The 24,044-nt window shown below is 68.3% G+C and carries 20 protein-coding genes, 1 tRNA gene and 1 pseudogene; 12 read left to right on the forward strand and 10 right to left on the reverse strand.

The features are described from left to right. Positions 1-67 precede the first annotated feature (67 nt). Complete coding sequence (locus A5704_RS05255; protein ID WP_067887719.1) at positions 68-289, reverse strand: prolipoprotein diacylglyceryl transferase family protein; 222 nt, start codon at positions 287-289, stop codon at positions 68-70. Between the two features lie 25 nt (positions 290-314). Between A5704_RS05255 and A5704_RS05260 the strand changes: the two genes are divergently transcribed. The 5 genes from A5704_RS05260 (at position 315) to A5704_RS05280 (ending at position 5,974) form a co-directional block, all read left to right on the forward strand. Further along, positions 315-1,403, forward strand: coding sequence for a prolipoprotein diacylglyceryl transferase family protein (locus A5704_RS05260; RefSeq protein WP_369828423.1), 1,089 nt, complete (start codon positions 315-317; stop codon positions 1,401-1,403). A gap of 29 nt (positions 1,404-1,432) precedes the next feature. After that, a complete protein-coding gene (locus A5704_RS05265) occupies positions 1,433-1,864 on the forward strand; it encodes a DUF2752 domain-containing protein (protein ID WP_067752438.1) in 432 nt (143 codons plus the stop codon). A gap of 66 nt (positions 1,865-1,930) precedes the next feature. Further along, positions 1,931-3,349, forward strand: coding sequence for a pyruvate kinase (gene pyk / locus A5704_RS05270; RefSeq protein WP_067752435.1), 1,419 nt, complete (start codon positions 1,931-1,933; stop codon positions 3,347-3,349). 161 nt (positions 3,350-3,510) lie between these two features. Further along, positions 3,511-4,434, forward strand: coding sequence for an acyl-CoA thioesterase II (locus tag A5704_RS05275; RefSeq protein WP_067752432.1), 924 nt, complete (start codon positions 3,511-3,513; stop codon positions 4,432-4,434). A 142-nt stretch (positions 4,435-4,576) separates the two neighbouring features. Further along, entirely contained in the window at positions 4,577-5,974 is a 1,398-nt protein-coding gene (locus A5704_RS05280; protein WP_067887742.1) for a bifunctional lysylphosphatidylglycerol flippase/synthetase MprF, read from the forward strand. On the opposite strand, the pseudogene cydC reads toward A5704_RS05280, so the two are convergent. The 6 genes and pseudogenes from cydC to A5704_RS05310 form a co-directional block, all read right to left on the reverse strand. Beyond that, positions 5,887-7,619, reverse strand: a pseudogene (cydC, locus tag A5704_RS05285) (thiol reductant ABC exporter subunit CydC). The gene A5704_RS05280 and the pseudogene cydC overlap by 88 nt on opposite strands. Further along, entirely contained in the window at positions 7,606-9,219 is a 1,614-nt protein-coding gene (cydD, locus tag A5704_RS05290; protein WP_067887740.1) for a thiol reductant ABC exporter subunit CydD, read from the reverse strand. The pseudogene cydC and the gene cydD overlap by 14 nt, the downstream one beginning before the upstream one ends. 74 nt (positions 9,220-9,293) lie before the next feature. Next, positions 9,294-10,334: a cytochrome d ubiquinol oxidase subunit II gene (gene cydB / locus A5704_RS05295; protein ID WP_067887725.1), complete on the reverse strand. Its 1,041-nt coding sequence runs from the start codon at positions 10,332-10,334 to the stop codon at positions 9,294-9,296. Between the two features lie 35 nt (positions 10,335-10,369). After that, complete coding sequence (locus A5704_RS05300; RefSeq protein ID WP_067752419.1) at positions 10,370-11,842, reverse strand: cytochrome ubiquinol oxidase subunit I; 1,473 nt, start codon at positions 11,840-11,842, stop codon at positions 10,370-10,372. 88 nt (positions 11,843-11,930) lie between these two features. Next, complete coding sequence (locus A5704_RS05305; protein WP_156670043.1) at positions 11,931-12,527, reverse strand: HdeD family acid-resistance protein; 597 nt, start codon at positions 12,525-12,527, stop codon at positions 11,931-11,933. Between the two features lie 28 nt (positions 12,528-12,555). Then, a complete protein-coding gene (locus A5704_RS05310; RefSeq protein WP_067887728.1) occupies positions 12,556-13,896 on the reverse strand; it encodes an adenylate/guanylate cyclase domain-containing protein in 1,341 nt (446 codons plus the stop codon). A gap of 262 nt (positions 13,897-14,158) precedes the next feature. On the opposite strand from A5704_RS05310, the gene A5704_RS28215 reads away from it, so the two are divergent. Then, the gene (locus A5704_RS28215; RefSeq protein WP_156670042.1) at positions 14,159-14,311 is read left to right on the forward strand and encodes a hypothetical protein; all 153 of its coding nucleotides are present in this window, start codon (positions 14,159-14,161) and stop codon (positions 14,309-14,311) included. Positions 14,312-14,810: 499 nt separating this feature from the next. Next, entirely contained in the window at positions 14,811-15,155 is a 345-nt protein-coding gene (locus A5704_RS05315) for a hypothetical protein (RefSeq protein WP_156737612.1), read from the forward strand. A gap of 35 nt (positions 15,156-15,190) precedes the next feature. Here A5704_RS05315 and A5704_RS05320 read toward each other — a convergent pair. Further along, positions 15,191-15,267: transfer RNA gene (locus tag A5704_RS05320), tRNA-Leu, on the reverse strand. Between the two features lie 114 nt (positions 15,268-15,381). Here A5704_RS05320 and A5704_RS05325 point away from each other — a divergent pair. Continuing rightward, the gene (locus A5704_RS05325) at positions 15,382-15,996 is read left to right on the forward strand and encodes an ANTAR domain-containing response regulator (RefSeq protein ID WP_156737613.1); all 615 of its coding nucleotides are present in this window, start codon (positions 15,382-15,384) and stop codon (positions 15,994-15,996) included. A gap of 82 nt (positions 15,997-16,078) precedes the next feature. Here the strand turns inward: A5704_RS05325 and A5704_RS05330 are convergent, their stop codons facing one another. Continuing rightward, a complete protein-coding gene (locus A5704_RS05330; RefSeq protein ID WP_067752413.1) occupies positions 16,079-17,278 on the reverse strand; it encodes a lipid-transfer protein in 1,200 nt (399 codons plus the stop codon). Beyond that, a complete protein-coding gene (locus A5704_RS05335) occupies positions 17,275-17,718 on the reverse strand; it encodes a Zn-ribbon domain-containing OB-fold protein (RefSeq protein WP_067887736.1) in 444 nt (147 codons plus the stop codon). The genes A5704_RS05330 and A5704_RS05335 overlap by 4 nt, the downstream gene beginning before the upstream one ends. Before the next feature lie 146 nt (positions 17,719-17,864). On the opposite strand from A5704_RS05335, the gene polA reads away from it, so the two are divergent. The 4 genes from polA to A5704_RS05355 all read left to right on the forward strand — a co-directional run bounded on the left by polA (position 17,865) and on the right by A5704_RS05355 (position 23,918). Next, positions 17,865-20,525, forward strand: coding sequence for a DNA polymerase I (gene polA / locus A5704_RS05340; RefSeq protein WP_197504959.1), 2,661 nt, complete (start codon positions 17,865-17,867; stop codon positions 20,523-20,525). Between the two features lie 161 nt (positions 20,526-20,686). Then, positions 20,687-22,129 carry a 30S ribosomal protein S1 gene (gene rpsA / locus A5704_RS05345; protein ID WP_067752406.1) on the forward strand — a complete coding sequence of 481 codons (1,443 nt, stop codon included), beginning with the start codon at positions 20,687-20,689 and terminating at the stop codon, positions 22,127-22,129. 13 nt (positions 22,130-22,142) lie between these two features. Beyond that, positions 22,143-23,357, forward strand: a complete 1,215-nt coding sequence (gene coaE / locus A5704_RS05350; RefSeq protein ID WP_067887738.1) for a dephospho-CoA kinase — start codon at positions 22,143-22,145, stop codon at positions 23,355-23,357. A 6-nt stretch (positions 23,358-23,363) separates the two neighbouring features. Next, entirely contained in the window at positions 23,364-23,918 is a 555-nt protein-coding gene (locus A5704_RS05355) for a hypothetical protein (protein ID WP_197508451.1), read from the forward strand. Positions 23,919-24,044 lie beyond the last annotated feature (126 nt).

The following is a 24,044-nucleotide window of genomic DNA, read 5'->3' on the forward strand; positions in this document are numbered from 1 at the left end:
CCCAGCCCGCCGCAGGGTGTCTGGCACGTTGGGCCCCTGCCCATTCGCGCGTACGCGCTGTTCATCATCACCGGGATCGTGGTGGCGCTGTTGATCGGCGCCCGCCCACCAGCCCGAACGGCACCACCCACAACGCGATGTCATAGATGACGCCGCGCTGTCCGCCGCGGGCCTCCCAGCGGCGGTCGCCGATCAACAGCGCCACCACGATCCCGGTGATGATGAACAGCGCGTACGCGCGAATGGGCAGGGGCCCAACGTGCCAGACACCCTGCGGCGGGCTGGGCATCTGGGGCGCGGTGGCGCTCGGCTGTGTGGGCGGGTGGATCGGGTGCCGGCGGCACGGCATTCCGCTGCCCGCCTTCGCCGACGCGGTGGCCCCGGGACTCGTCCTGGCGCAGGCCATCGGCCGGCTGGGCAACTATTTCAACCAGGAGCTCTACGGCCGCGAAACCACCCTGCCGTGGGGTCTGGAGATCTTCTACCGCCGCGACCCATCGGGATACGTCGACCCGCATTCGCTGGACGGTGTCTCGACGGGTCAGGTGGCACTCGTCGTGCAGCCGACCTTTCTGTACGAATTGATTTGGAACGTCCTGGTTTTCGCCATCTTGATCTACGCGGACCGGCGATTCGCGCTGGGCCACGGGCGACTGTTCGCGCTGTATGTGGCCAGCTACTGCATCGGGCGGTTCGGCGTCGAGCTGCTCCGCGACGACACCGCCACCCATATCGCGGGCATCCGGATCAATTCGTTCACATCGACTTTCGTGTTCATCGGGGCCGTGGTGTACATCATGGTGGCGCCGAAGGGACGGGAGGCCCCCGAGAGCCTGCGCGGCAAGGAGGCCGAGGAATCGGTGGCAGAGGAGCCGGCGGACGAGCTTGCGACCGTCGCCGCCGGGTCGTCGACGGCGGCGGGCGCGGCGGGCACCGAATCCGCCGACGCCGCGGAAACGGACAAGGACGACGCAGCCGACGAGGCCGACGAGCCGGAAACCGCGGAGGCCGAGACGGTCAGTGCCGAGGCGGCGGAGCCCGGGGAAGCCGAAGCCGAAGAGTCCGAGGCTGAAACCGAAGAGGTCGACGAAGAAGAGCCCCAAGCCGAAAAGGCCGAAGAGGCCGACGAAGAAGAACCCGAAGAGGCGGAAGAGCCCGAAGCCGAAGACGCCGAAGCCGAAGAGGCCGAAGCCGAAGACGCCGAAGAGGCGGAAGAGCCCGAAGCCGAAGAGCCCGAAGCCGAAGAGCCCGAAGCCGAAGAGCCCGAAGCCGAGGAACCCGAAGCCGCCGAACCCGAGCCAAAGCCGGCACAGGACTCGGCCGAACCGGCCTCGGCCGCCGAGCCGTACACGACGCCACGCAGCCGCTGGAGGCTGCGAAGGAATCGGCCGTCGAACCGCTAGCGGCCGGCTCGGTCTGGCATGCTGAGAACGTGACGCAACCGCATTCCGCCGGCCAAGCGGTGGAACGGCGTCACGGCCCGGGCCGTTACGTCGCCGCCGGCACCGCCGCACTGCTCGGCGGCGCGTTGGGCTACGTCGGGCTGGTCGACCCGCACAACACGAATTCGTTGTATCCGCAATGCCCCTTCAAGTGGCTCACCGGGTGGAACTGCCCGTTCTGCGGGGGCCTGCGGATGACCCACGACCTGTTGCACGGCCACCTGGCCGCCGCCGTCAACGACAATGTTTTCCTGCTGGTCGGCATCCCGATGCTGGCCGGATGGTTACTGGTTCGCCGTGGCCGCGGCAAAGCCGCGCTGTCGACGGCGGCCTGGCTGACCATGGTGCTGGCCGTCATCGCGTGGACGGTGGTGCGTAACCTGCCCGGCTTCCCGCTGTTTCCGGCGATTCAGAGTGGGTAGCCGCTCGCGGCGCGACAACCCGTTAAGTCGGACCGTGGGGGGCCCACGCGACTATGCTGGGTCGGCGTGAGTAGACGCGGAAAGATCGTCTGCACCCTTGGCCCTGCGACAAATTCGGACGAGCTGATTCTGGCGCTGGTCGAGGCGGGAATGGACGTCGCCCGCTTGAACTTCAGCCACGGCGACTACTCCGACCACAAGGCCGCCTACGAGCGGGTGCGGGCCGCTTCCGACACCACCGGCCGCGCGGTCGGTGTGCTCGCCGACCTCCAGGGGCCGAAGATCCGGCTGGGCCGTTTCGCCACCGGGTCCACGTATTGGGCCGACGGCGAAACCGTGTGCATCACCGTCGCGGACTGCGAGGGCACCCACGACCGCGTGTCGACCACCTACAAGAGGCTGGCGGCGGACGCCGCGGTCGGTGACCGGGTGCTGGTCGACGACGGCAACATCGGACTGGTCGTTGCAGGCATCGATGGCGACGACGTGATCTGCACCGTCACCGAGGGTGGCCCGGTCAGCAACAACAAGGGCATGTCACTGCCGGGGATGAATGTGACCGCTCCGGCCTTGTCGGAGAAGGACATCGAGGATCTCACGTTCGCATTGGATCTCGGTGTGGACCTTGTCGCTCTGTCCTTCGTGCGCTCGCCGTCCGACGTCGAGCTGGTGCACGAGGTGATGGACCGGGTCGGGCGGCGGGTGCCGGTGATCGCCAAGCTGGAAAAGCCGGAAGCCGTCGACAATCTGGAAGCGATCGTGCTGGCCTTCGACGCCATCATGGTGGCCCGCGGTGACCTCGGCGTCGAGCTGCCGCTGGAAGAGGTGCCGCTGGTGCAGAAGCGGGCCATCCAGATGGCCCGGGAGAACGCCAAACCCGTCATCGTGGCGACCCAGATGCTCGACTCCATGATCGAGAACTCCCGGCCGACGCGCGCCGAGGCCTCCGACGTCGCCAACGCCGTGCTCGACGGCGCCGACGCGGTGATGCTGTCTGGCGAGACGTCGGTGGGAAAGTACCCGCTGGCGGCCGTGCGGACCATGGCGCGGATCATCTGCGCCGTCGAGGACAACTCCACCGCCGCCCCGCCGCTGACGCACGTGCCGCGCACCAAGCGCGGGGTGATCTCCTACGCCGCCCGCGACATCGGCGAGCGCCTGGACGCCAAGGCGCTGGTTGCCTTCACCCAGTCCGGCGACACCGTCAAGCGGCTGGCGCGCCTGCACACCCCGCTGCCGCTGCTTGCGTTCACGGCGTGGCCCGAGGTCCGCAGCCAACTCGCCATGACCTGGGGCACCGAGACGTTCATCGTCCCGATGATGACGTCCACCGACGGCATGATCCGTCAGGTCGACAAGTCACTGCTGGAACTGGGTCGCTACAAGCGCGGTGACCTGGTGGTGATCGTGGCCGGCGCGCCACCTGGCACAGTAGGGTCGACAAACCTCATCCATGTGCACCGCATCGGGGAGGACGACGTCTAGCCCGACGACGATGCGGTCCGCGTAGCGGACCGAGGAGGAGTCGGGCAATGAAGCCAGCCCGACGACGATGCGGTCCGCCTAGCGGACTGAGGAGGAGTCGGGCAATGAAGCCAGCCCGACGACGATGCGGTCCGCCTAGCGGACTGAGGAAAAGCCGGGCGATGAAGCTAGCCCGTCCGGGCGGGCCATCGAGCCAAGGAGAGGCCGCGATCAGCACCGATTCCGATTTCAAGGAACTGCTTGCGACCCTCGACCTCACCCGGGTCGCCGACGACCGTTTCGTCGGGTCTCATCCCACCAAGAACCCGATGCGCACGTTCGGGGGCCAGCTGATGGCCCAGTCGTTCGTCGCGAGCAGCCGCACCCTGGTCCGGGGGGACCTGCCGCCCAGCGCGCTGTCCGTGCACTTCGTCAACGGGGGCGACACCGCCAAGGACATCGAATTCCACGTCACGCGGCTGCGCGACGAGCGGCGCTTCGCCAATCGGCGCGTGGACGCCGTGCAGGACGGCGTGCTGCTGTCCTCCGCGATGATCTCCTACATGTCCGGCGGCCCGGGCCTCGAGCACGGTGTGGACCCGCCGCAGGTCGGCGAGCCCGAAACGCAGCCGCCGATCAGCGAGCTGCTGCGCGGCTACGAGGAAACCGTTCCGCACTTCGTCAACGCCCTGCAGCCGATCGAGTGGCGCTACACCAACGACCCGGCGTGGGTGATGCGGCAGAAGGGCGATCGGCTGCCGCACAACCGGGTCTGGATGAAGGCCGGCGGCAAACTGCCGGACGACCCGGTCCTGCACACCGCGACCATGGTGTACTCCTCGGACACCACGGTGCTGGACTCGGTGATCACCAGGCATGGGCTGTCCTGGGGGTTCGACCGTATCTTCGCCGCCTCCGCCAACCATTCGGTGTGGTTTCACCGGCAGGTCAACTTCGACGACTGGGTGTTGTATGCGACATCGTCGCCGGTGGCCGCGGATTCGCGCGGGCTCGGCACCGGCCATTTCTTCGACCGCTCCGGGCAGCTGCTCGCCACGGTGGTGCAAGAAGGGGTGCTGAAATACTTTCCGCCCACCCGCCGATAGACCGGGTGAATACCCGCAGGACATCGCCATGATTTGGGCCCGTCAGGGCCCGGACCGGGCGTAAGTTCATAGCAGCCGGGTATTCGGTGCAGTGGCGGCAGACAGCCGCCCAGCTGGAATGACAGCGCATCGGGAGGTGAGTGTGAGCGGGCCGTTGGTCGACGCCTCAGCGAAGGCTCGCGGGCGGGAACGCGTGGTCGTCTCGGTCGATTCGCGGGCCGCCCGGCTGATCGGGGCCCTGGCGCTGTTGAGTGCCACCTGCTGGTTGGCCGAGATCCTCGTTCGCCACCATCACCAGCCCGCGTGGCACTACACGGATCGGCTGGCCTGGTCGCTGACGGTGCTGGTGGCGGTGGCGTGGATCGCGCGCGGCATCTTCCTGGGCCGTCCCGTGACGGCCCTGCACGCCGCCGCGGCCGCCGGGTTCGTGCTGGCCGGCCTGGGGCTGCACGTGCTGTCCTTCGATCTGCTCGGCGACCTGGTGATCGCCGGTTCCGGCGTGATCCTGATGTGGCCGACGGCGTCGCACCCGCGTCCCGGGGATCTGCCCCGGATCTGGGGGTTGATCCAGGCCACCAAAGACGACCCGCTGGCGCCGTTCGCGATGCAGACCGGCAAGAGCTACCACTTCACCGCCGACGGGGGCGCGGCGCTGGCCTACCGGACGCGCCTGGGCATCGCGGTGGTCGGCGGCGACCCGATCGGCGACGAGACCCGATTCCCCGAACTGGTCGCCGACTTCGCCGCCATGTGCCACGCCCATGGATGGCGGATCGCGGTCGTGGGTTGCAGCGAGCGGAGGCTCGGATTGTGGAGCGACGCCGCGCTGCTCGGACAGTCGTTGCGCGCCGTGCCGATCGGTCGCGACGTGGTCGTCGACGTAGCCACTTTCGACATGGTGGGCCGCAAGTTCCGCAACCTGCGCCAGGCGGTGAAGCGCTCGCACAACTGCGGCATCACCACCGAGATCGTCTCTGAACAGGAGCTCACCAGTGAGCAACTGGCCGAGCTGACCGAGGTGGTGCGGGCGTCGAGCAAGGCGGCACACACCGAACGCGGGTTCCACATGAACCTCGACGGCGTGCTGGAGGGACGCTTCCCCGGCATCCAGCTGATCCTCGCCCGGGACGCCTCGGGCACCGTGCAGGGCTTCCACCGGTATGCGACGGCCGGCGGCGGCAGCGACATCACCCTCGACGTGCCGTGGCGCAGGCGCGGGGCCCCCAACGGCATCGACGAGCGGCTCAGCATCGACATGATCATGGCCGGCAAAGAGATTGGCGCACAACGGCTTTCTCTTGCCTTCGCGGCGTTCCCGGAGATCTTCGACGAGAAGAACCGCAGCCGCGCCCAGCGCGTTTTCTATCGGCTGATCCACGTCCTCGACCCATTGATCGCGCTGGAGTCGCTCTACCGGTACGTGCGTAAGTTCCACGCGCTCGACGCCCGGCGCTACGCCCTGGTGTCGATGACCCAGATCGTCACGCTGTTGATCGTCTTACTGTCGCTGGAGTTCATGCCGCGCCGGCGACATCTCTGAGGGCGTCCACGCGCAGTTCGCCACACCCGATGCCGTCGGGTAGGTGGTGGGTGGCCACCACCACGGTGCGGGCGGCGGCCACCAGCTCAGAATCCGGTCCGAGCAGGTCACGCAGGATCGATTGGGCGTCGGCCGCGTCCAGGTGCTCGGTGGGCTCGTCGAGCAACAGAATCCGGGCGGGTGAGAGCACGGCGCGCGCCAGCAGCAGCCGCCTGCGCTGACCGCCCGAAAGCGCCTGCGCCCCACCGGTCAGCACCGTCGACAGGCCGTCGGGCAGACCCGCGAGCCACGCGCCAAGCCCGACCGCATCCAGGGCGGCCGCCAGTTCGTCGTCCCGGCAGTCGCCCCGGGCGACCAGCAGGTTGTCTCGGACGGTGGTGGCGAACACGTGCGCGTCCTCAGCGAAAAAGCCGACCGCGCGCCGTAATTCCCCTTCCTCGAACTCTAAGAGGTCGGTGCCGCCGAGCGTCACCCGTCCCTGCAGCGGGGGGAGCAGCCCGGCGAGCGTCATCAACAGCGTGGTCTTGCCGGAGCCGCTGGCGCCGGTAACGGCCAGCCGGGCACCCGGGGGCAGGTCGAGCGTGATGCGGTTCGAGCGGGTGGCCTCGGTGTGGCCGGAGTGAATGTCGGCCGACAATACTGCGGTCGGCTCGGGCGGGGCCGCCGCCGTGGGGTTTTCGGGTTGCGCGTGATCGGTCGCCGTCAGGTCGAGCAGCCGGCGCGCGGCGATGCGCGACCGCGTCAGCTGGACCGCGGCGGCCGGCAACGGTGTCATCGCCTCGAAGGCGGAGAGCGGCAACAACATCAGGACGGCCAGGGTGGTGGGCGCGACCGACGGCGCCAACCCGATGCCGGCCACCACGGCGCCGAGCACGCTGACCCCGATCGCGGCGGTGGGCACGGCCTCGGCGAAGGCGGCCGGCCTGGCCGCGGCATCGAGCGCGGCGCCCCACGCCCGTTGACGGCGTTGGGATTCGGCGATGACGCGGGGGAGCACGCCGGCCACGCGAAGCTCGGGCGCGTGCTCGAGGGCGACCATCGCCGAGGTGTCCCGCTCGGAATGATGCTGCCGGGCAACGCTTTCCTGCCGGGCCGCGGCCCTGGCCGCAAACCGCGGCGCGACGAAGCCGGTAAGCAGCAGGCAGATCGCCAGGACCGCCCCCGCCTGCGGCGAGATGGCCGCCACCACGGCGGTCGCCGCCAGCCCCAGCACTGCGGCGACCCCGATCGGCACCACGGCACGCACCAGCACGTTGGCCAGTTCGTCGACGTCGGAGCCCACGCGTGCCACCAGCTCGCCGCTGTGCAGTCGGACCGCGGCCGCCGCGGGCCCGCGGGCCAGCCGATCGTAGATCCGCGCCCGGGCGGTGCCGGCGGCCCGCAGCGCGGCGTCGTGGGTGACCAAACGCTCGCAGTAGTGCAACACGGCCCGCGAGATGGCGAACGCGCGCACCGCGACGGCCGCGACCGAGAGGTCCAGCACCGGCGGCATCTGCCAGGCCCGCGTGATCAGCCAGGCCGAGACACCGGCCAGCGCCAGCGCGCTGCCCAGCGACAGCACGCCCAGCGCGATCGCCGCCACGATGCGGGCGAGCCTCGGGCGCAGCAGCGGCGCGGCCGCCCGGAGCGGATCAGACTGCGGCATAACGCGCCCCACTGTCGGCGGCCACCTCCACCACCCGGTCACCGATGGCCAGCACCGGCTCGCGGTGCCCGACGACCACGACGGTCGCACCGGCGCGGGCACGCTCCACGATGGCCCGCAGCACGCGTCGCTCGGCGCGGGCGTCCAGGTGCGCGGTGGGCTCGTCGAGCAACAGCACCGGCGCGGCCGACCCGAGCGCCCGGGCGAGGCCGAGCCGTTGCCGCTGCCCCAGCGAAAGGCCGACGCCGCCGCGGCCCAGCACGGTACCCAGCCCCTCCGGCAGGTCGGCCAACACCGCATCGAAACCCGAAGCCGCGCACGCCGTCTCCAGGTCGTCCAGCTCGCCGAACAGCATCAGATTGTCCCGCACCGTGCCCGGGACGAGCGCCGGGCGTTGCGGCAGCCAGGACAACTGCCGCCACCATGCGGCCGGCTCCAGGTCGGCGACGTCGATGCCGGCCACCGTCACGCGGCCCGACGTCGGTGCGGTGATCCCGGTGATCGCCTGCAGCGCCGTGCTTTTGCCGGCGCCGTTGCGTCCGGTCAATACCGTCACCGCGCCCGGCTCGATGAGCGCGGTGAGGTCGCGCGGCGCCTGACCGTCGCGCCCCGCGACGCTGAGCCCGTCGAGTCGGATCTCCGCCCCGCGGGCGGTGACGGTCCGATCCCCGGTCCGCGGGGGAGTCGGCTCGCCGATGAGGGCGAAGGCCTTGTCGGCGGCGGTCCTGCCGTCTTGGGCGGCATGGAATTCGACACCGATTCGGCGCAGCGGCCAGTAGACGTCGGGCGCCAGCAACAGCACCGTGAGGCCGGTCGCCAACGTCATCTCACCGAACACCAGCCGCAGTCCGATCCCCACCGCGATCAGCGCCACGCCCAGTGTCGCCAGCAATTCCAGCACCAGTGCCGACAAGAAGGCGATCCGGAGCGTGGCCATGGCCGAGCGGCGATGCGCCGCAGCGAGTTCGGCGATGCGCCGTTCGGGGCCGCGGGCGCGGCCCAGCGCCCGCAGCGTGGGGATGCCGGCGATGAGATCGAGCAGCCGCCCCTGCAGCGTCGTCATGGCGGCCAGGGCGGCCGCCGACCAGACGGCGGTGGCCAGGCCGATCAGCACCATGAATACGGGTATGAGCGGCAAGGTGATCGCCACGATCGCCGCCGATTTCAGGTCGTACAGCGCGACGACGGCGACGGTCGCCGGGGTCAGGATCCCGGCGAGCACGAGTGTGGGCAGATATCCGGTGAAGTAGGGACGCAGGCCGTCGAGACCCCGCGTGACCACCACGGCGGCGGCGTCCCGTTGGGCGGCGAGTTCACCGGGCTGCCGGGCGGTCACCGCCGTCAGCACCTGACCGGACAGGTCGGCGATGACCGCGCTGGCGCCGCGCTGGCCCAACCGGGCCTGCAGCCACTGTGCCAGCGTGCGAAGCGTCCACAGCAGCACGAGAATCGACAGCGGTCCCATCCAGGCGTGCAGGCCGCGCGCCGAGTGATCGCCGACGGCGCGGGCGACGACGTTCGCCAGCACGATCGCCGAGCCGATCGCGCACCCGGAGATCACCACGCCGCAGCAGATGGTCGCGGTCAGGTAGCGGCGCAACGCGATCGATGCCCGCCACAGCCGCGGGTCCAACGGGCCCCGCGCTCTCGAACCGGGTGGCGAGTCGGTCGCGCTCAGGACACCCGCCTCGCCAGGCCGATGGACGGCGGGATCCGATCCGCCGAGATTCGTTGCCGGAACACCCAATACGTCCACGCCTGGTACACCACCGTCAGCGGAGCCATGAAGGCCGTCACCCACGTCATGACCTTGAGGGTGTAGGGCGTCGACGAGGCGTTGTAGATGGTCAGGCTCCACTGCTTGTTCAGCGTCGAGGGCACCAGGTTCGGGTAGAGCACGCCGAACAGCAGGATCACCACCGACAGGACGACCGTCGCGGTGCAGGCGAACGCCCAGCCGTCGGACAGGCGCCGCCACACCAGCAGCACCGCCGCCAGCTGCGCCACCACCGCCACCGCGAGCACCAGCCAGGTCCAGTCCTTGCCATGGGCGAGTTGCGTCCAGATCCCAAACGCCGCAACCAGTCCGGTCACCGGAAGCGACAGCCACACCGCCAGCCGGTGGGCGTCGTCGCGGATGGCGCCGGAAGTCTTCAGTGAGATGAACACCGCGCCGTAGAACAGGAACAGCCCGGCGGTGGCCAAGCCGCCCAGCAGCGTATAGGCGTTCAGCACGTCCGTGATCGACAGGTGGACCTGGCCGTCGGCGTCCACCGGCAGGCCGCGGACCAGGATGGCGAAGGCCACCCCCCACAGGATCGCCGGCAGCCAGGATCCGGCCGCGATGCCGAAATCGGCCCAGCCCCGCCACCTCGTGTCGTCGATCTTGCCGCGCCATTCGATCGCCACGGCCCGCAAAATCATGCCGAACAGGATGGCCAGCAGCGGCAGGTACAGCGTCGAGAACACCGTGGCGTACCAGCCCGGGAAGGCGGCGAACATCGCTGCGCCGCCGACGATCAGCCAGACCTCGTTGCCGTCCCAGATCGGGCCGATGGTGTTGAGCGCGGTGCGTCGGATCGGCTCGGGCTCACCGATGCCGACGCGCGCGAGCGGTTCCATCAGCATGCCCACGCCGAAGTCGAAGCCCTCCAGAACGAAGAAGCCGAGGAACAGCAATCCGATTATGCCGAACCACAATTGCTGCAGTCCCATCGGTCAGCTCCCTTCCTGAGTGCCTGGATCCAGGGCTAGTACGCGAACGAAAGCGGGGCCACCTCGTCGTCGCCGGGCGCCGGCGGGGGAGCCGGCTCGGCGTCGTGCTCCCGCGGCCCTTCGGTGATGTAGCGCTTGAGCAGGAAGAACCAGATGACCGCAAGCACCGCATAGACCAGGGTGAAGGTCACCAGCGACGTGATGACCATGCCGGGCACATGGTTGGACACGGCCTCGTGGACGGTGAACCGAACCTGTTGGTCGCCGGTCGGATTCGGGGCGACGATCCAGGGTTGCCGGCCCATTTCGGTGAACACCCACCCGGAGATGTTCGCCAGGAACGGCGTGGGAATCGTCAGCAGCGCCAGCCAGGAGAACCAGCGTTGGTTGGGCACCCGGCCGCCGCGGGTGAGCCACAGCGCCGCGAGCGCGAACAGGATGGGCACCGCCAGGAAACCGATCATCGCGCGGAACGACCAGTAGGTGACGAACAGGTTGGGCCGGTAGTCATTCGGGCCGAATCGCTGTTCGAAGTCCTGCTGGATATTGCGGACGCCCTGCAACGTCACGCCGCTGGTCCGGCCCTCGGCGAGGAACGGCAGCACGTAGGGAACCTCGATCACCCGGGTGACGCTGTCGCAGTTGTTGTGCGTGCCGACGGTGAGGATCGAGAAGTCCGGGTCGGTTTCGGTGCCGCACAACGATTCCGCCGACGCCATCTTCATCGGTTGCTGAACGAACATCAGCTTGCCCTGGCGGTCGCCAGTGAAGAACAGGCCGACGGCGGCGAGCAGCACGACCCAGCAGCCCAGGATGACCGCGGGCCGAAACATGGTGCGCGCGTTCGATTCGGCGGCGGGGGTGGCGGTTTCCGGGCGGCGGGACCGGACCAGGAACCACGCGCCGACGGCCGCGACGAACGTCGCCGCGGTCAGCAACGAGCCGGTCACCGTGTGGGTAAACGCCCACCGCGCAGTGTTATTGCCCAGCAGCGCGGTGATGCTGTCCAGCTCGGCCCGGTGCGTGGCCGGGTTGTAGTGCGCGCCGACCGGATGTTGCATGAACGAGTTCGCCACGATGATGAAGAACGCGGACACGTTGACGCCGATCGCGACGATCCAGATGCAGGCCAGATGGACCAGTCTCGGCAGGCGGCCCCAGCCGAAGATCCACAACCCGATGAAGGTGGACTCGAAGAAGAACGCGAACAACCCCTCCATGGCCAGGGGCGCGCCGAAGATGTCGCCGACGAACCGCGAATACTCCGACCAGTTCATCCCGAATTGGAACTCCTGGACGATCCCCGTCGCCACGCCGATGGCGAAGTTGATCAGGAACAACTTGCCGAAGAACTTGGTGAGGCGGTACCACGCGACGTTGTCGGTGACCACCCACACCGTCTGCATGACAGCGAGCAGCGGCGCCAGGCCGATCGTGAGCGGCACGAAGATAAAGTGGTAGACGGTCGTGATACCGAACTGCCACCGTGAAATATCGACGACATTCATCTGTCATCTCCCGAAACAGCGGAGCCGTGGGCACGGCTACTACGAAGTGTAGTAGAAGGGTCAGGGCCGGCGCTAGCGAGAGCCGCCGTCATGAGGTCAGTGTCTTGGAAGCCTTGCGGATGCCGAAGGACGAGACGATCTCGAAGACGCCGATGACGACGAACCACACCCCGACCACGAGCGCCAGCGTGACAATCGATTCGAGCGGCGACGCCAGCACGACAATGCCCGCAAGCAGGCTGATCACCCCGATGAAGATCGACCATCCCCGCCCCGGAAGCAGCGGGTCCTGAATGGCCGAAACCGTCGTGCCGACGCCGCGGAAGATGAATCCGATGCCAATCCAGATGGCCAGCAACAGGATTGCGTAACCCTGACCGAAATGGCGAAAAGCCAACAGCGCCAAGATGAGTGACGCGGCGCCGCTGATGAAAAGCAGAATCCGGCTGCCCGCCGAGACGTGCAGGGTGAACGCGAAGAACACCTGGGCGGCGCCGCTGATCAACAGATAGATTCCGAAGGCGACCGCGGCGACCAGGATCGTCTTTCCCGGCCACGCCAACACCAACACGCCGAGCGCCAGCGACAGGATTCCCGATAACAGGGCCGATTTCCACAGATGCGGCAACAGACTTGGAGCAGGGGGAGGTCCGGGTGTGGTTTGCATGGCCGCAGTGTGACACAAACGCCGCCCCGGGTATAGGGCACTTCGGCTACACGTGGGCGGTGCGCGAATCCGCGGCCAGCAGGTCGCTGTTTTCCTCGCCGGATTCGCCGGCCGCCTTGCGCCCGATCAGATACCAGGTGCGCATGACGCCTTTGCCTTTGACGTCGATGTGGCCGCGCTCCTGCAAGACGAACTCATCCTTGAGACGCTCGTACATGGCTTCGGGCACCTGAATTCGGCCGACCGAGTCGGTGGTCTCCATCCGAGACGCGACGTTGACGGCGTCCCCCCACACGTCATAAAAGAAGCGGCGAGAACCCACGACGCCGGCGACCACGGGCCCGCACGCCATGCCCACCCGCAGCGGGACCTCGTTGCCGTGCGGATCCTTCAGTCCGGCGGCGGCATTGGCCATGTCGAGGGCGAAGTCCGCGAGCGCCTGCGCGTGATCGGGGCGGGCGCGCGGCACCCCGCTGACCACCATGTAGGAGTCCCCGCTGACTTTGATCTTCTCGAGCCCGTGCTTGTCCACCAGCGCGTCGAAGGCGCCGTAGAGGCGGTCGAGGAAGCGCACCAGGTCGGCCGGGGCCGTGGCACTGGCCCGTTCGGTGAATCCGACGATGTCGGCGAACAGGACGGAGGCAACGTCGTACTTGTCGGCGATGACGCTGCGGTCCGGCTCCTTGAGCCGCTCGGCGATGCTGGCCGGCAGCATGTTGGCCAGCAGCGCTTCGGAGCGCTCGTACTGGGCCTCCATCACGGCCTCGGCGCGGGCGGTGTCGCGCAGGGCGAACCACACCGTCACGACGACCATCACGACGCTCGAGATCGCGGTGATGACGAAACCGGCCGACTGGGCCCACGCGGGCTGCAAGCCGGTGTCGCGGGGGATCAGGAACTCGACGGCGATGATCAGGCCCGCGGCGACGGCCGCCAGTGCGGACGCCAAGACGATGTGCTCGATTCCCAGCAGGAGCACGACGATGCAGGCGCCGACCAGGAAGAAGAACTGAGCGCCCGACCCGGTGCCGACGTCGACGCAGCTGGCGAAGACCGACACGTAGGCCGCGCCCAAAAACGTGAGCGGGGCTACGAGTTCGCCGAAGCGCTGCAGCCACGGGACCATCGCGAAGACCATGGCGCCGAGGACGTTGATCGAGCTCACCTGCCACAGCCAGGATCCGCCCAGGATCTGCACCAGGACGAAGCTCACGCTCACCAGGACGGCCAGCCATGCGGTGATGGTCAAGATCCGGGCGCGGCGCGCGGCGCTGGCGACGTAGTGCTGGTTGCGGTCGCGGGTCTGCGCCCGCACCGCAGCCACGCAGTCCGGGCGTCTCGGCTCGCCAACTGACATCGGTGGGGCACCGCACTTCTTAGCCGCCACGTTCAAACTGTAACCCGCTGAGCTCGGGTTTGTCGGCCCGTCGGCCGGCGAATTGGGGCTCCGGCGCCGCACCGGGTGCCGACCGATGGGTGGCGTCAGCATGACCGGAAAAAAATTGTAAAAAGAATTTTCCGGCTGGAGGGTTTTACAAAATTTTCTGGCGTGTTATTAAACATATGTCGGGCTGTGATGTGGGTCATATGTTCCTCTAATGCGGGGGTGCGGGATGGCAAGTCTGCGCAGCAGGATTGGGATCGCGCTAATGCTTGCGTGCACCGCTGCGGCAACTCCCGCATGCGGGGTGGGGTGCGGCGGCGCGGCCTCGCTGTTGCGGGTGGCCACCGACTCCATGCAGAATGATCCGATGCAGGTCAACGTGGTGCACTCCGAGGAACAGGTGTGCATCAGCCGCTAACGCGGCGGCCACTCCGTACCGGCGCCCGGCTCGCCCGAGGTCGCTGAGCGGCGCCCACGCGAGGGGTCGATGGGGGCCGTTGTTAATTATGTTTCGGCGGGGTGAGCCGCCGGTTAGCGAAAATAATATGAATTCAACATGAGCCCCCGCGCCGCCGTTGAACGCAATGTCCACACTAAATTGTGCGCGGTATTCAATTCGGCCTTATTCCATACCTTTGGCACGCATTTCGCGCGTTTCCCAAGCCGGAGGCTTGCTGCCCGCCGCGGAGGCGCAACATCGGTATCGGAGAAGCCCACATCGGCCCCGAGCGGTTTGCCACGAGGCGCGGGACGCTCGCTTGCGGGCCGGTGACTGCGCGCCGCCCGGGCGGCCGGTCCGTAGGCATGGCCGGACCCGGGGCCAACGAGAGGTGTGACGACCATGCTCACCGGGAAACCCTCAACGGCGTGTGCGTGGTATAGGACGGTGGAGGGGTCAGGCCATGATGCTGCGCCGAATGTTGGCTGGCGCGCTGCTGGTGTTGGTTGTCGCCGGCTACGTCGCCGCGGCCCGGCCAACGCGCGCCGCGCGGCGCTACGACGCTGACGGCCCCGTGGCCGCGGCGTGTGTCCTGCATCAGGTCAGAGATCCGCAGTACCAGCGCTTGGAAGTGTCGCCCGAGTCGGGTCAGCTCGAGGAGTGTTATCGCGGCCAATCGTGGACGGGGCGTCCCACCGTGGATGTGTGGGCGGCGGTCATGACCACGGTGGTCGTGACCGCGCTCGCCCTGATGGTGAGCCTGCTGCACGTGGTGACCGCGAACGATCGGCGCGACCGCGGCAGGCAACGCCATACGACGTGAGGCGCACGCAGGGGCACCCGCCGCCCTGCGGTTCGTGGTGCCCTCGGTGGGATTCGAACCCACACTGGACGGGTTTTGAGTCCGTTTCCTCTGCCAGTTGGGATACGAGGGCTTACCCGGCCTCATACGTTAGAGGCAGCCTCCCACCATAAAGGATTTGGTGCCGGGCCCCGTCTCACCGCCCCCGAGGTCGCTGGTTCGAGGCGTTCACGACACAATGTCCGTCATGACAGGCCCCACGACCGACACCGACGCCGCTGTGCCGCGCCGGGTCCTGATCGCCGAGGACGAAGCGCTCATCCGACTGGACCTCGCCGAGATGCTGCGAGAGGAGGGTTACGAGATCGTCGGGGAGGCCGGCGACGGCCAGGAAGCCGTCGAGTTGGCCGAGCGCCATCGGCCCGACCTGGTGATCATGGACGTCAAGATGCCGCGCCGCGACGGGATCGACGCGGCGGCGGAGATCGCCAGCAAGCGCATCGCCCCGATCGTGGTCCTGACCGCATTCAGCCAGCGGGACTTGGTCGAACGCGCCCGCGACGCCGGCGCGATGGCCTACCTGGTCAAGCCCTTCACGATCAGCGACCTGATTCCGGCCATCGAGCTGGCCGTGAGCCGCTTCGCCGAAATCAGTGAGCTGGAGCGCGAAGTGGCGACGCTGTCCGAGCGGCTGGAGACCCGCAAGCTCGTCGAGCGCGCCAAGGGGCTACTGCAGACCAAGCAGGGCATGACCGAGCCCGAGGCGTTCAAGTGGATTCAGCGCGCCGCGATGGACCGGCGGACCACCATGAAGCGGGTCGCCGAAGTCGTCCTGGAAACGCTGGACACCGACGACGATTAGCGCCAGGCCGTCGAGCGTGCGCTCAGGGCGACGACATGCCGAATGAGGCCGCCGCCGTTGCACATTCGCCGTCGATGCGCCGTCAGCGCGCGACGATCACCGAGGAGCCGTGGCCGAACAGGCCCTGGTTCGCGGTGATGCCCACCGTCGCGTTCTCCACCTGCCGGCCGGTCGCCTGACCGCGCAGCTGCCAAGTCAGCTCGCAGACCTGGGCGATGGCCTGCGCGGGGATGGCCTCGCCGAAGCAGGCCAGGCCGCCCGAGGGGTTGACCGGGACCTTGCCGCCGATCGTCGTGGCGCCGCTGCGCAACAGCGCCTCGGCCTCACCCTTGGGGCAGAGCCCGAGGTGCTCGTACCAGTCGAGCTCGAGCGCGGTCGACAGGTCGTAGACCTCGGCCAGGCTGACGTCCTCGGGCCCGATGCCCGCCTCAGCGTAGGCCGCATCGAGGATCTGATCCTTGAACACCCGGTCCGGCGCGGGCACGGCAGCGGTGGAATCCGTTGCGATGTCGGGCAATTCGGGTAGGTGTTGGGGGTAACGCGGGGTGACCGTGCTGACGGCGCGTACCGAAGGGACGCCGTCGAGCGAGCCGAGGTGCTTGCGGGCGAACTCGGCGCTGGCCACGATCAGGGCCGCTGCGCCGTCGGAGGTGGCGCAGATGTCGAGCTGCCGCAGCGGGTCGGCCACCACCGGGCTGGCGAACACGTCGTCGGCCGAAGCCTCCTTGCGGTAGCGGGCATTCGGGTTCTGCAGGCCGTGGCGGGAGTTCTTGACCTTCACTTGGGCGAAGTCCTCGGCCGTCGCGCCGTAGAGGTCCATCCGCCGGCGGGCCAGCAGCGCAAAGTACACCGGGTTCATCGCGCCGATCAGGTGGAACCGCTGCCAGTCCGGGTCGTTCTTGCGTTCCCCGCCGACCGGGGCGAACGCGCCCTTGGGCGTGGTGTCGGCGCCGATGACCAGCGCGACGTCGCAGAAGCCGGCCAGGATCTGGGCGCGCGCACTCTGCAGTGCCTGCGAGCCGCTGGCGCACGCGGCGTAGCTCGAGCTGACCGGGACACCGTTCCAGCCGAGCTTCTGGGCGAACGTCGACCCCGCGATGAAGCCCGGGTAACCGTTGCGGATGGTGTCCGCGCCGGCGACCAACTGGATCTGCCGCCAGTCCAGGCCGGCTTCGGCCAGCGCGGCCCTGGCGGCGACGACCCCGTATTCGGTGAAGTCGCGGCCCCACTTGCCCCAGGGGTGCATGCCGGCGCCCAGGATGTAGAGCGGTTCAGGGCTCATGAGGCGATCCTCCACGCGTGCACGATGCGCTGCACGCCGTCGTCGTCGGTGAACAGCGGCATCGTGGTCAGCTCCATCTCCATGCCGACCTTCAAATCGGCGGCCAGCGTGCCCTCGACCACCTTGCCCAGCACGATCAGCCCTTCCTCAGCCAGCTCCACGGCGGCAATGGCGAAGGGCTCGAAGGGATCCGGGGCGGGGTAGGGCGGCGGCGGCGGATACCGGTTCTCCGTGTAGCTCCACAACTTGCCCCGCGTCGACAACGCGACGGCCTCCAGCGTGTCGCTGGCGCAGCCGGGGTTGGGGCAGTTGTTCTCCCGGGGCGGGAAGACGTAGGTGCCGCACTCCGGGCATTTGCCGCCGATCAGGTGCGGGTGGCCGCCTTCGTCGGTGGCGAACCATCCGTCGATCGCGGGCTCTTGGCTGGTGACCTCTGACACTCGGCCAGACTACCCAGGCCCAACACAAAACTGAAACGTGTTGCAGTTCTGCGGCAGCGCCTGGCTCGTCGGTCGGGGTGCCTAGAGTGATAGCCGTGCCCGCTCCGCCCGCTCAGAAGACCGAGGAACAAACCAAGCCGACACTGATGTTGCTCGACGGCAATTCGCTGGCGTTTCGGGCGTTCTACGCGCTGCCCGCCGAGAACTTCAAGACCCGCGGCGGCCTGACCACCAACGCGGTCTACGGCTTCACGGCGATGCTGATCAACCTGCTGCGCGACGAGGCCCCCACGCACGTCGCCGCGGCGTTCGACGTGTCCCGTCAGACGTTCCGCTCCGAGCGGTACCCCGAATACAAGGCGAACCGCTCGTCGACGCCCGACGAGTTTCACGGCCAGATCGACATCACCAAGGAAGTGCTGAACGCGCTGGGCATCACCGTGCTGGCCGAGCCCGGGTTCGAGGCCGACGACCTGATCGCGACGCTGGCCACCCAGGCCGAGAACGAGGGCTTCCGCGTCCTGGTGGTCACCGGCGACCGGGACTCCCTGCAGCTGGTCAGCGACGACGTGACCGTGCTCTACCCGCGCAAGGGCGTCAGCGAGCTCACCCGGTTCACGCCGGAGGCGGTCGTCGAAAAATACGGGTTGACCCCCACGCAATACCCGGACTTCGCGGCCCTGCGTGGCGATCCCAGCGACAACCTGCCCGGCATCCCGGGCGTGGGGGAGAAGACCGCGTCCAAGTGGATCGCCGAATACGGCTCGCTGCAGGGGCTGGTGGACAACGTCGAATCGGTGCGCGGCAAGGTCGGCGACGCGCTGCGGGCCAACCTCGCCGGCGTGATCCGCAACCGCGAGCTCACCGACCTGGTCAAGGACGTGCCGCTGGCGCAGACCCCGGACACGCTGCGCATGCTGCCGTGGGATCGCGACCAGATTCACCGCCTGTTCGACGACTTGGAGTTCCGGGTCTTGCGCGACCGGCTGTTCGACACGCTGGCCGCCGTCGAGCCCGAGGTCGACGCGGGATTCGACGTGCGCGGCGGGGCGCTGCAGCCCGGCGAGCTGGCCGTGTGGCTGGCCGAGCACAGCTCGGGCAAGCGGTTCGGCCTGGCGGTCGTCGGCACCCACTTGGCCTACGACGCCGACGCCACCGCGCTGGCCATCGTGTCCGCCGATGGCGAGGGCCGCTACATCGACACCTCCGCCCTGGATCCCGACGACGAGGCGGCGCTGGCGTCCTGGCTGGCCGATCCGGGTCCGCCCAAGGCGCTGCACGAGGCAAAGCTGGCGATGCACGACCTCGCCGGCCGGGGCTGGACGCTGGCCGGCGTGACCTCCGATACCGCGCTGGCCGCCTACCTGGTGCGTCCCGGGCAGCGCAGCTTCTCCCTCGAGGACCTGTCCCTGCGCTACCTGCGTCGCGAGCTGCGCGCGGAAACCGCTGAGCAGCAACAGCTTTCGCTGCTCGACGATCCCGAGGGGACGGACGACCAGGCGGTGCAGACCCTGATCCTGCGGGCCGTGGCGGTGCTGGACCTGGCCGACGCGCTCGACGAGGAGCTGGCCCGCATCAACTCCACGTCGCTGTTGGGCGGCATGGAACTGCCGGTGCAGCGGGTGCTGGCCGGGATGGAACACACCGGCATCGCAGTCGATTTGGATCTGCTGGGCGACCTGCAGAGCGATTTCGCCCACCAGATCCGCGACGCCGCCGAAGCGGCCTACGCGGTGATCGGCAAGCAGATCAACCTGGGTTCGCCGAAGCAGTTACAGGCGGTGCTCTTCGACGAGCTGGAGATGCCGAAGACCAAGCGCACCAAGACGGGCTACACCACCGACGCCGACGCCCTGCAGTCACTGTTCGACAAGACCGGACACCCGTTCCTGCAACACCTTCTGACGCACCGCGACGCCACCCGCCTGAAGGTGACGGTGGACGGGTTGCTGAATTCGGTGGCCTCCGACGGGCGCATCCACACGACGTTCAACCAGACCATCGCGGCGACGGGCCGGCTGTCGTCGACCGAGCCGAACCTGCAGAACATTCCGATCCGCACCGAAGCCGGCCGGCGGATCCGGGACGCGTTCGTGGTGGGCGACGGCTACAGCGAGCTGATGACCGCCGACTACAGCCAGATCGAGATGCGGATCATGGCGCACCTCTCGCGGGACGAGGGCCTCATCGAGGCCTTCAACACGGGGGAGGACCTGCATTCGTTCGTCGCCTCGCGGGCGTTCGGGGTGCCGATCGAGGAGGTCACCTCCGAGCTGCGCCGCCGGGTCAAGGCGATGTCGTACGGGCTTGCCTACGGGTTGAGCGCGTATGGGCTGTCGCAGCAGCTGAAGATCTCCACCGAGGAGGCCAAGGAGCAGATGGACGCCTACTTCGCCCGGTTCGGCGGCGTGCGCGACTATCTGATGAACGTCGTGGAGCAGGCCCGCAAGGACGGTTACACCTCGACGGTGCTGGGCCGCCGCCGGTACCTGCCCGAGCTGGACAGCAGCAACCGCCAGGTGCGGGAGGCCGCCGAGCGGGCCGCGCTGAACGCCCCTATCCAGGGCAGCGCCGCAGACATCATCAAGGTGGCGATGATCGAGGTCGACAGGGCGATCAAAGAGGCCGGGCTGAAGTCCCGCATGCTGCTGCAGGTGCACGACGAACTCCTGTTCGAAATCGCGCCCGGCGAGCGGGAGAAGGTCGAGGCCCTGGCCCGCGAGAAGATGGGCGGCGCCTATCCGCTCGACGTGCCCCTGGAGGTTTCGGTGGGTTACGGCCGCTCGTGGGACGCGGCCGCGCATTAGCGAAATCGCGGCCCCGGAATTTCGCCGACACGACATGTTCTGGTCAGAAACGCACAGGCTGGGGCGCCCGGGTTTGGCCAGCGTGTACGCAGTCGAGTAGCCTAAACAGGTAAATCCCAGATTTGTCCCTACGACCCAACCTGTCCGGAGCAACCCACCACATGCCGAGTCCCACCGTCACCTCGCCCCAAGTAGCCGTCAACGACATCGGTTCCAGCGAGGACTTTCTTGCCGCAATAGACAAAACGATCAAGTACTTCAACGATGGCGACATCGTCGAGGGGACGATCGTCAAAGTGGACCGGGACGAGGTGCTCCTCGACATCGGCTACAAGACCGAGGGCGTCATCCCCGCCCGCGAGCTCTCGATCAAGCACGATGTCGACCCCAGTGAGGTCGTTTCCGTCGGTGACGAGGTCGAGGCCCTGGTCCTCACCAAGGAGGACAAAGAGGGCCGCCTGATCCTGTCCAAGAAGCGCGCGCAATACGAGCGCGCCTGGGGCACCATCGAGGCGCTCAAGGAGAAGGACGAGGCCGTCAAGGGCACCGTCATCGAGGTGGTCAAGGGTGGCCTGATCCTCGACATCGGCCTGCGCGGCTTCCTGCCCGCGTCGCTGGTCGAGATGCGCCGGGTCCGCGATCTGCAGCCGTACATCGGCAAGGAGATCGAGGCCAAGATCATCGAGCTGGACAAGAACCGCAACAACGTGGTGCTCTCGCGCCGGGCGTGGCTGGAGCAGACCCAGTCGGAGGTGCGCAGCGAGTTCCTCAACCAGCTGCAGAAGGGCGCCATCCGCAAGGGTGTCGTCTCCTCCATCGTCAACTTCGGCGCCTTCGTCGACCTCGGCGGGGTGGACGGCCTGGTGCACGTCTCCGAGTTGTCCTGGAAGCACATCGACCACCCGTCCGAGGTCGTCCAGGTGGGCGATGAGGTCACCGTCGAGGTGCTCGACGTCGACATGGACCGCGAGCGGGTTTCGTTGTCGCTCAAGGCCACTCAGGAAGACCCGTGGCGGCACTTCGCCCGCACGCACGCCATCGGCCAGATCGTGCCCGGCAAGGTCACCAAGCTGGTTCCGTTCGGCGCGTTCGTCCGCGTCGAGGAGGGCATCGAGGGCCTGGTGCACATCTCCGAGCTGGCCGAGCGCCACGTCGAGGTGCCCGACCAGGTGGTCGCCGTCGGCGACGACGCCATGGTCAAGGTCATCGACATCGACCTGGAGCGGCGCCGGATCTCGTTGTCGCTCAAGCAGGCCAACGAGGACTACACCGAAGAGTTCGACCCGGCGAAGTACGGCATGGCCGACAGCTATGACGAGCAGGGCAATTACATCTTCCCCGAGGGCTTCGACGCCGACACCAACGAATGGCTCGAGGGCTTCGAGAAGCAGCGCGCCGAGTGGGAGGCCCGCTACGCCGAGGCCGAGCGCCGGCACAAGATGCACACCGCGCAGATGGAGAAGTTCGCCGCGGCCGAGGCCGCCGGGCACGGTGCCGAGCAGTCGTCGGGCAACGGCGCGCCGTCGGAGAAGGCGGCCGGCGGCTCGCTGGCCAGCGACGCCCAATTGGCCGCTCTGCGGGAGAAGCTCGCCGGCAACGCCTGATCAGCGTTCAGGCATGCTGCGCATCGGGTTGACCGGCGGCATCGGCGCCGGCAAGTCGGCCCTGTCGGCCACCTTCGCGAAGTGCGGTGCGGTCATCGTCGACGGCGACGTCATCGCGCGCGAGGTGGTCGAGCCGGGCACCGAGGGCCTGGCGGCGCTGGTCGAGGCATTCGGTGACGACATCCTGCTACCCGACGGATCGCTGGATCGTCCCGCGTTGGCCGCCAAGGCCTTCGCCGACGACGAGGCGCGGCAAAGGCTGAACGGCATCGTCCACCCGCTGGTCGGCAAGCGACGCGCCGAGATCATCGCCTCGGTGCCCGCGGATTCGGTTGTGGTCGAGGACATTCCGCTGCTGGTGGAATCGGGAATGGCGCCGTTGTTCCCACTCGTCGTCATCGTGTACGCCGACGTCGAGGTGCGGCTGCGACGGCTGGTCGACCAGCGCGGCATGCCCGAGTCCGACGCCCGCGCGAGGATCGCCGCGCAGGCCAGTGACGAGCAGCGCCGCGCCGTCGCCGACGTCTGGGTGGACAACTCCGGCAGCCCGGACGAGCTGGTGCAGCGGGCCCACGACGTGTGGAACAACCGGATACTGCCGTTCGCGCACAACCTGAGTCGGCGCGAGGCCGCGCGGGCGGCGGCGCGGTTGGTGCCGCCCGACCCGGCCTGGCCGGATCAGGCCCGCCGCATCGTCAACCGGCTGAAGACGGCAAGCGGCCACCGGGCGATCCGGGTGGACCACATCGGTTCGACCGCCGTGCCGGATCTGCCCGCCAAGGACGTCATCGACGTGCAGATCACCGTCGAATCCTTGGCGGTCGCCGACGAACTCGCCGAACCGTTGTTGTCGGTGGGTTATCCGCGCCTGGAACACATCACCCAAGACGCCGCCAAGAACGATGCCCGCAGCACCGCGCCGGGATTCGACCACAGCAACGAAGCCGCGTTGTGGCACAAGCGGATTCATGCATCGGCGGATCCGGGGCGGCCGACCAACGTACACATCCGCGTGGCGGGCTGGCCCAATCAGCAATTCGCTCTGCTCTTCGTCGACTGGCTCGAGGCCAATGCCGATGTGCGCGAGCAGTATTCGCGGGTCAAACGGGACGCCGCTGCGAGCGCCGATGGCGATATCGTGCGCTACATCACCGCCAAAGAACCGTGGTTCCGTGACGCCTACCGGCAGGCCTGGGAATGGGCCGACGCCACTGACTGGAAGCCCTGAGCCACCATGCCGTTCGTCGACGACATCCTCGGCCCGCGGCGGCCCTTCGTGGACGGCGGGCCACAGTCGCTGGCGGGCGTACGGCGACGCACCAGCACGATCGACACCCATCCGGATGGGGTGCGCGGCTCCGTGGCGGACCTGCGGGCGCGTGACGTGGTCGGCGCCGAGGACGGACGTGTCGAGATCCTCGGCGAGGTCCGAGTGAGGGCGCACCTCACCGATCAAGTCGTCGACGACATCACCGCGCCCGCCGGTCTGGACGCCTTGCTGGGCTGTCGTGTCGGCGCGGGATTTCGGGCGACGGTCGGCCGACTGTTCCCTGAGGAAGTAGTGCGGGCCAGCCTGCTGAATCTGTTGCTCGACGACTGGGTCGGTGCGGCGCTCGTGTCCGGATACGCCGCCCAATACGCGGCGATCGTCGAGGGCGTCGAAGAGAAGATGCCACTGGGCATCGCCGACCGAATGGCCGGGATCTGCGCATCCCGCGCGCTCGGAGTGGTTCCACTTCGTGTAGTCCGCTCAGCGGCGGCGCCACCGGACCGCGGCCCGTCGGGATGACATCGTGCCGCCGGGTGAATGCGATCAGCGACGCGTCCGGTGCGAAACCTGCGCAGATCCCGGCCATTCGGTCGGCGATGCCCAGTGGCATCTTCTCTTCGACGCCCTCGACGATCGCCGCGCGGC

Origin of the sequence: Mycobacterium sp. E735 (genome assembly GCF_001666955.1) — a bacterium.
Lineage (GTDB): Bacteria > Actinomycetota > Actinomycetes > Mycobacteriales > Mycobacteriaceae > Mycobacterium.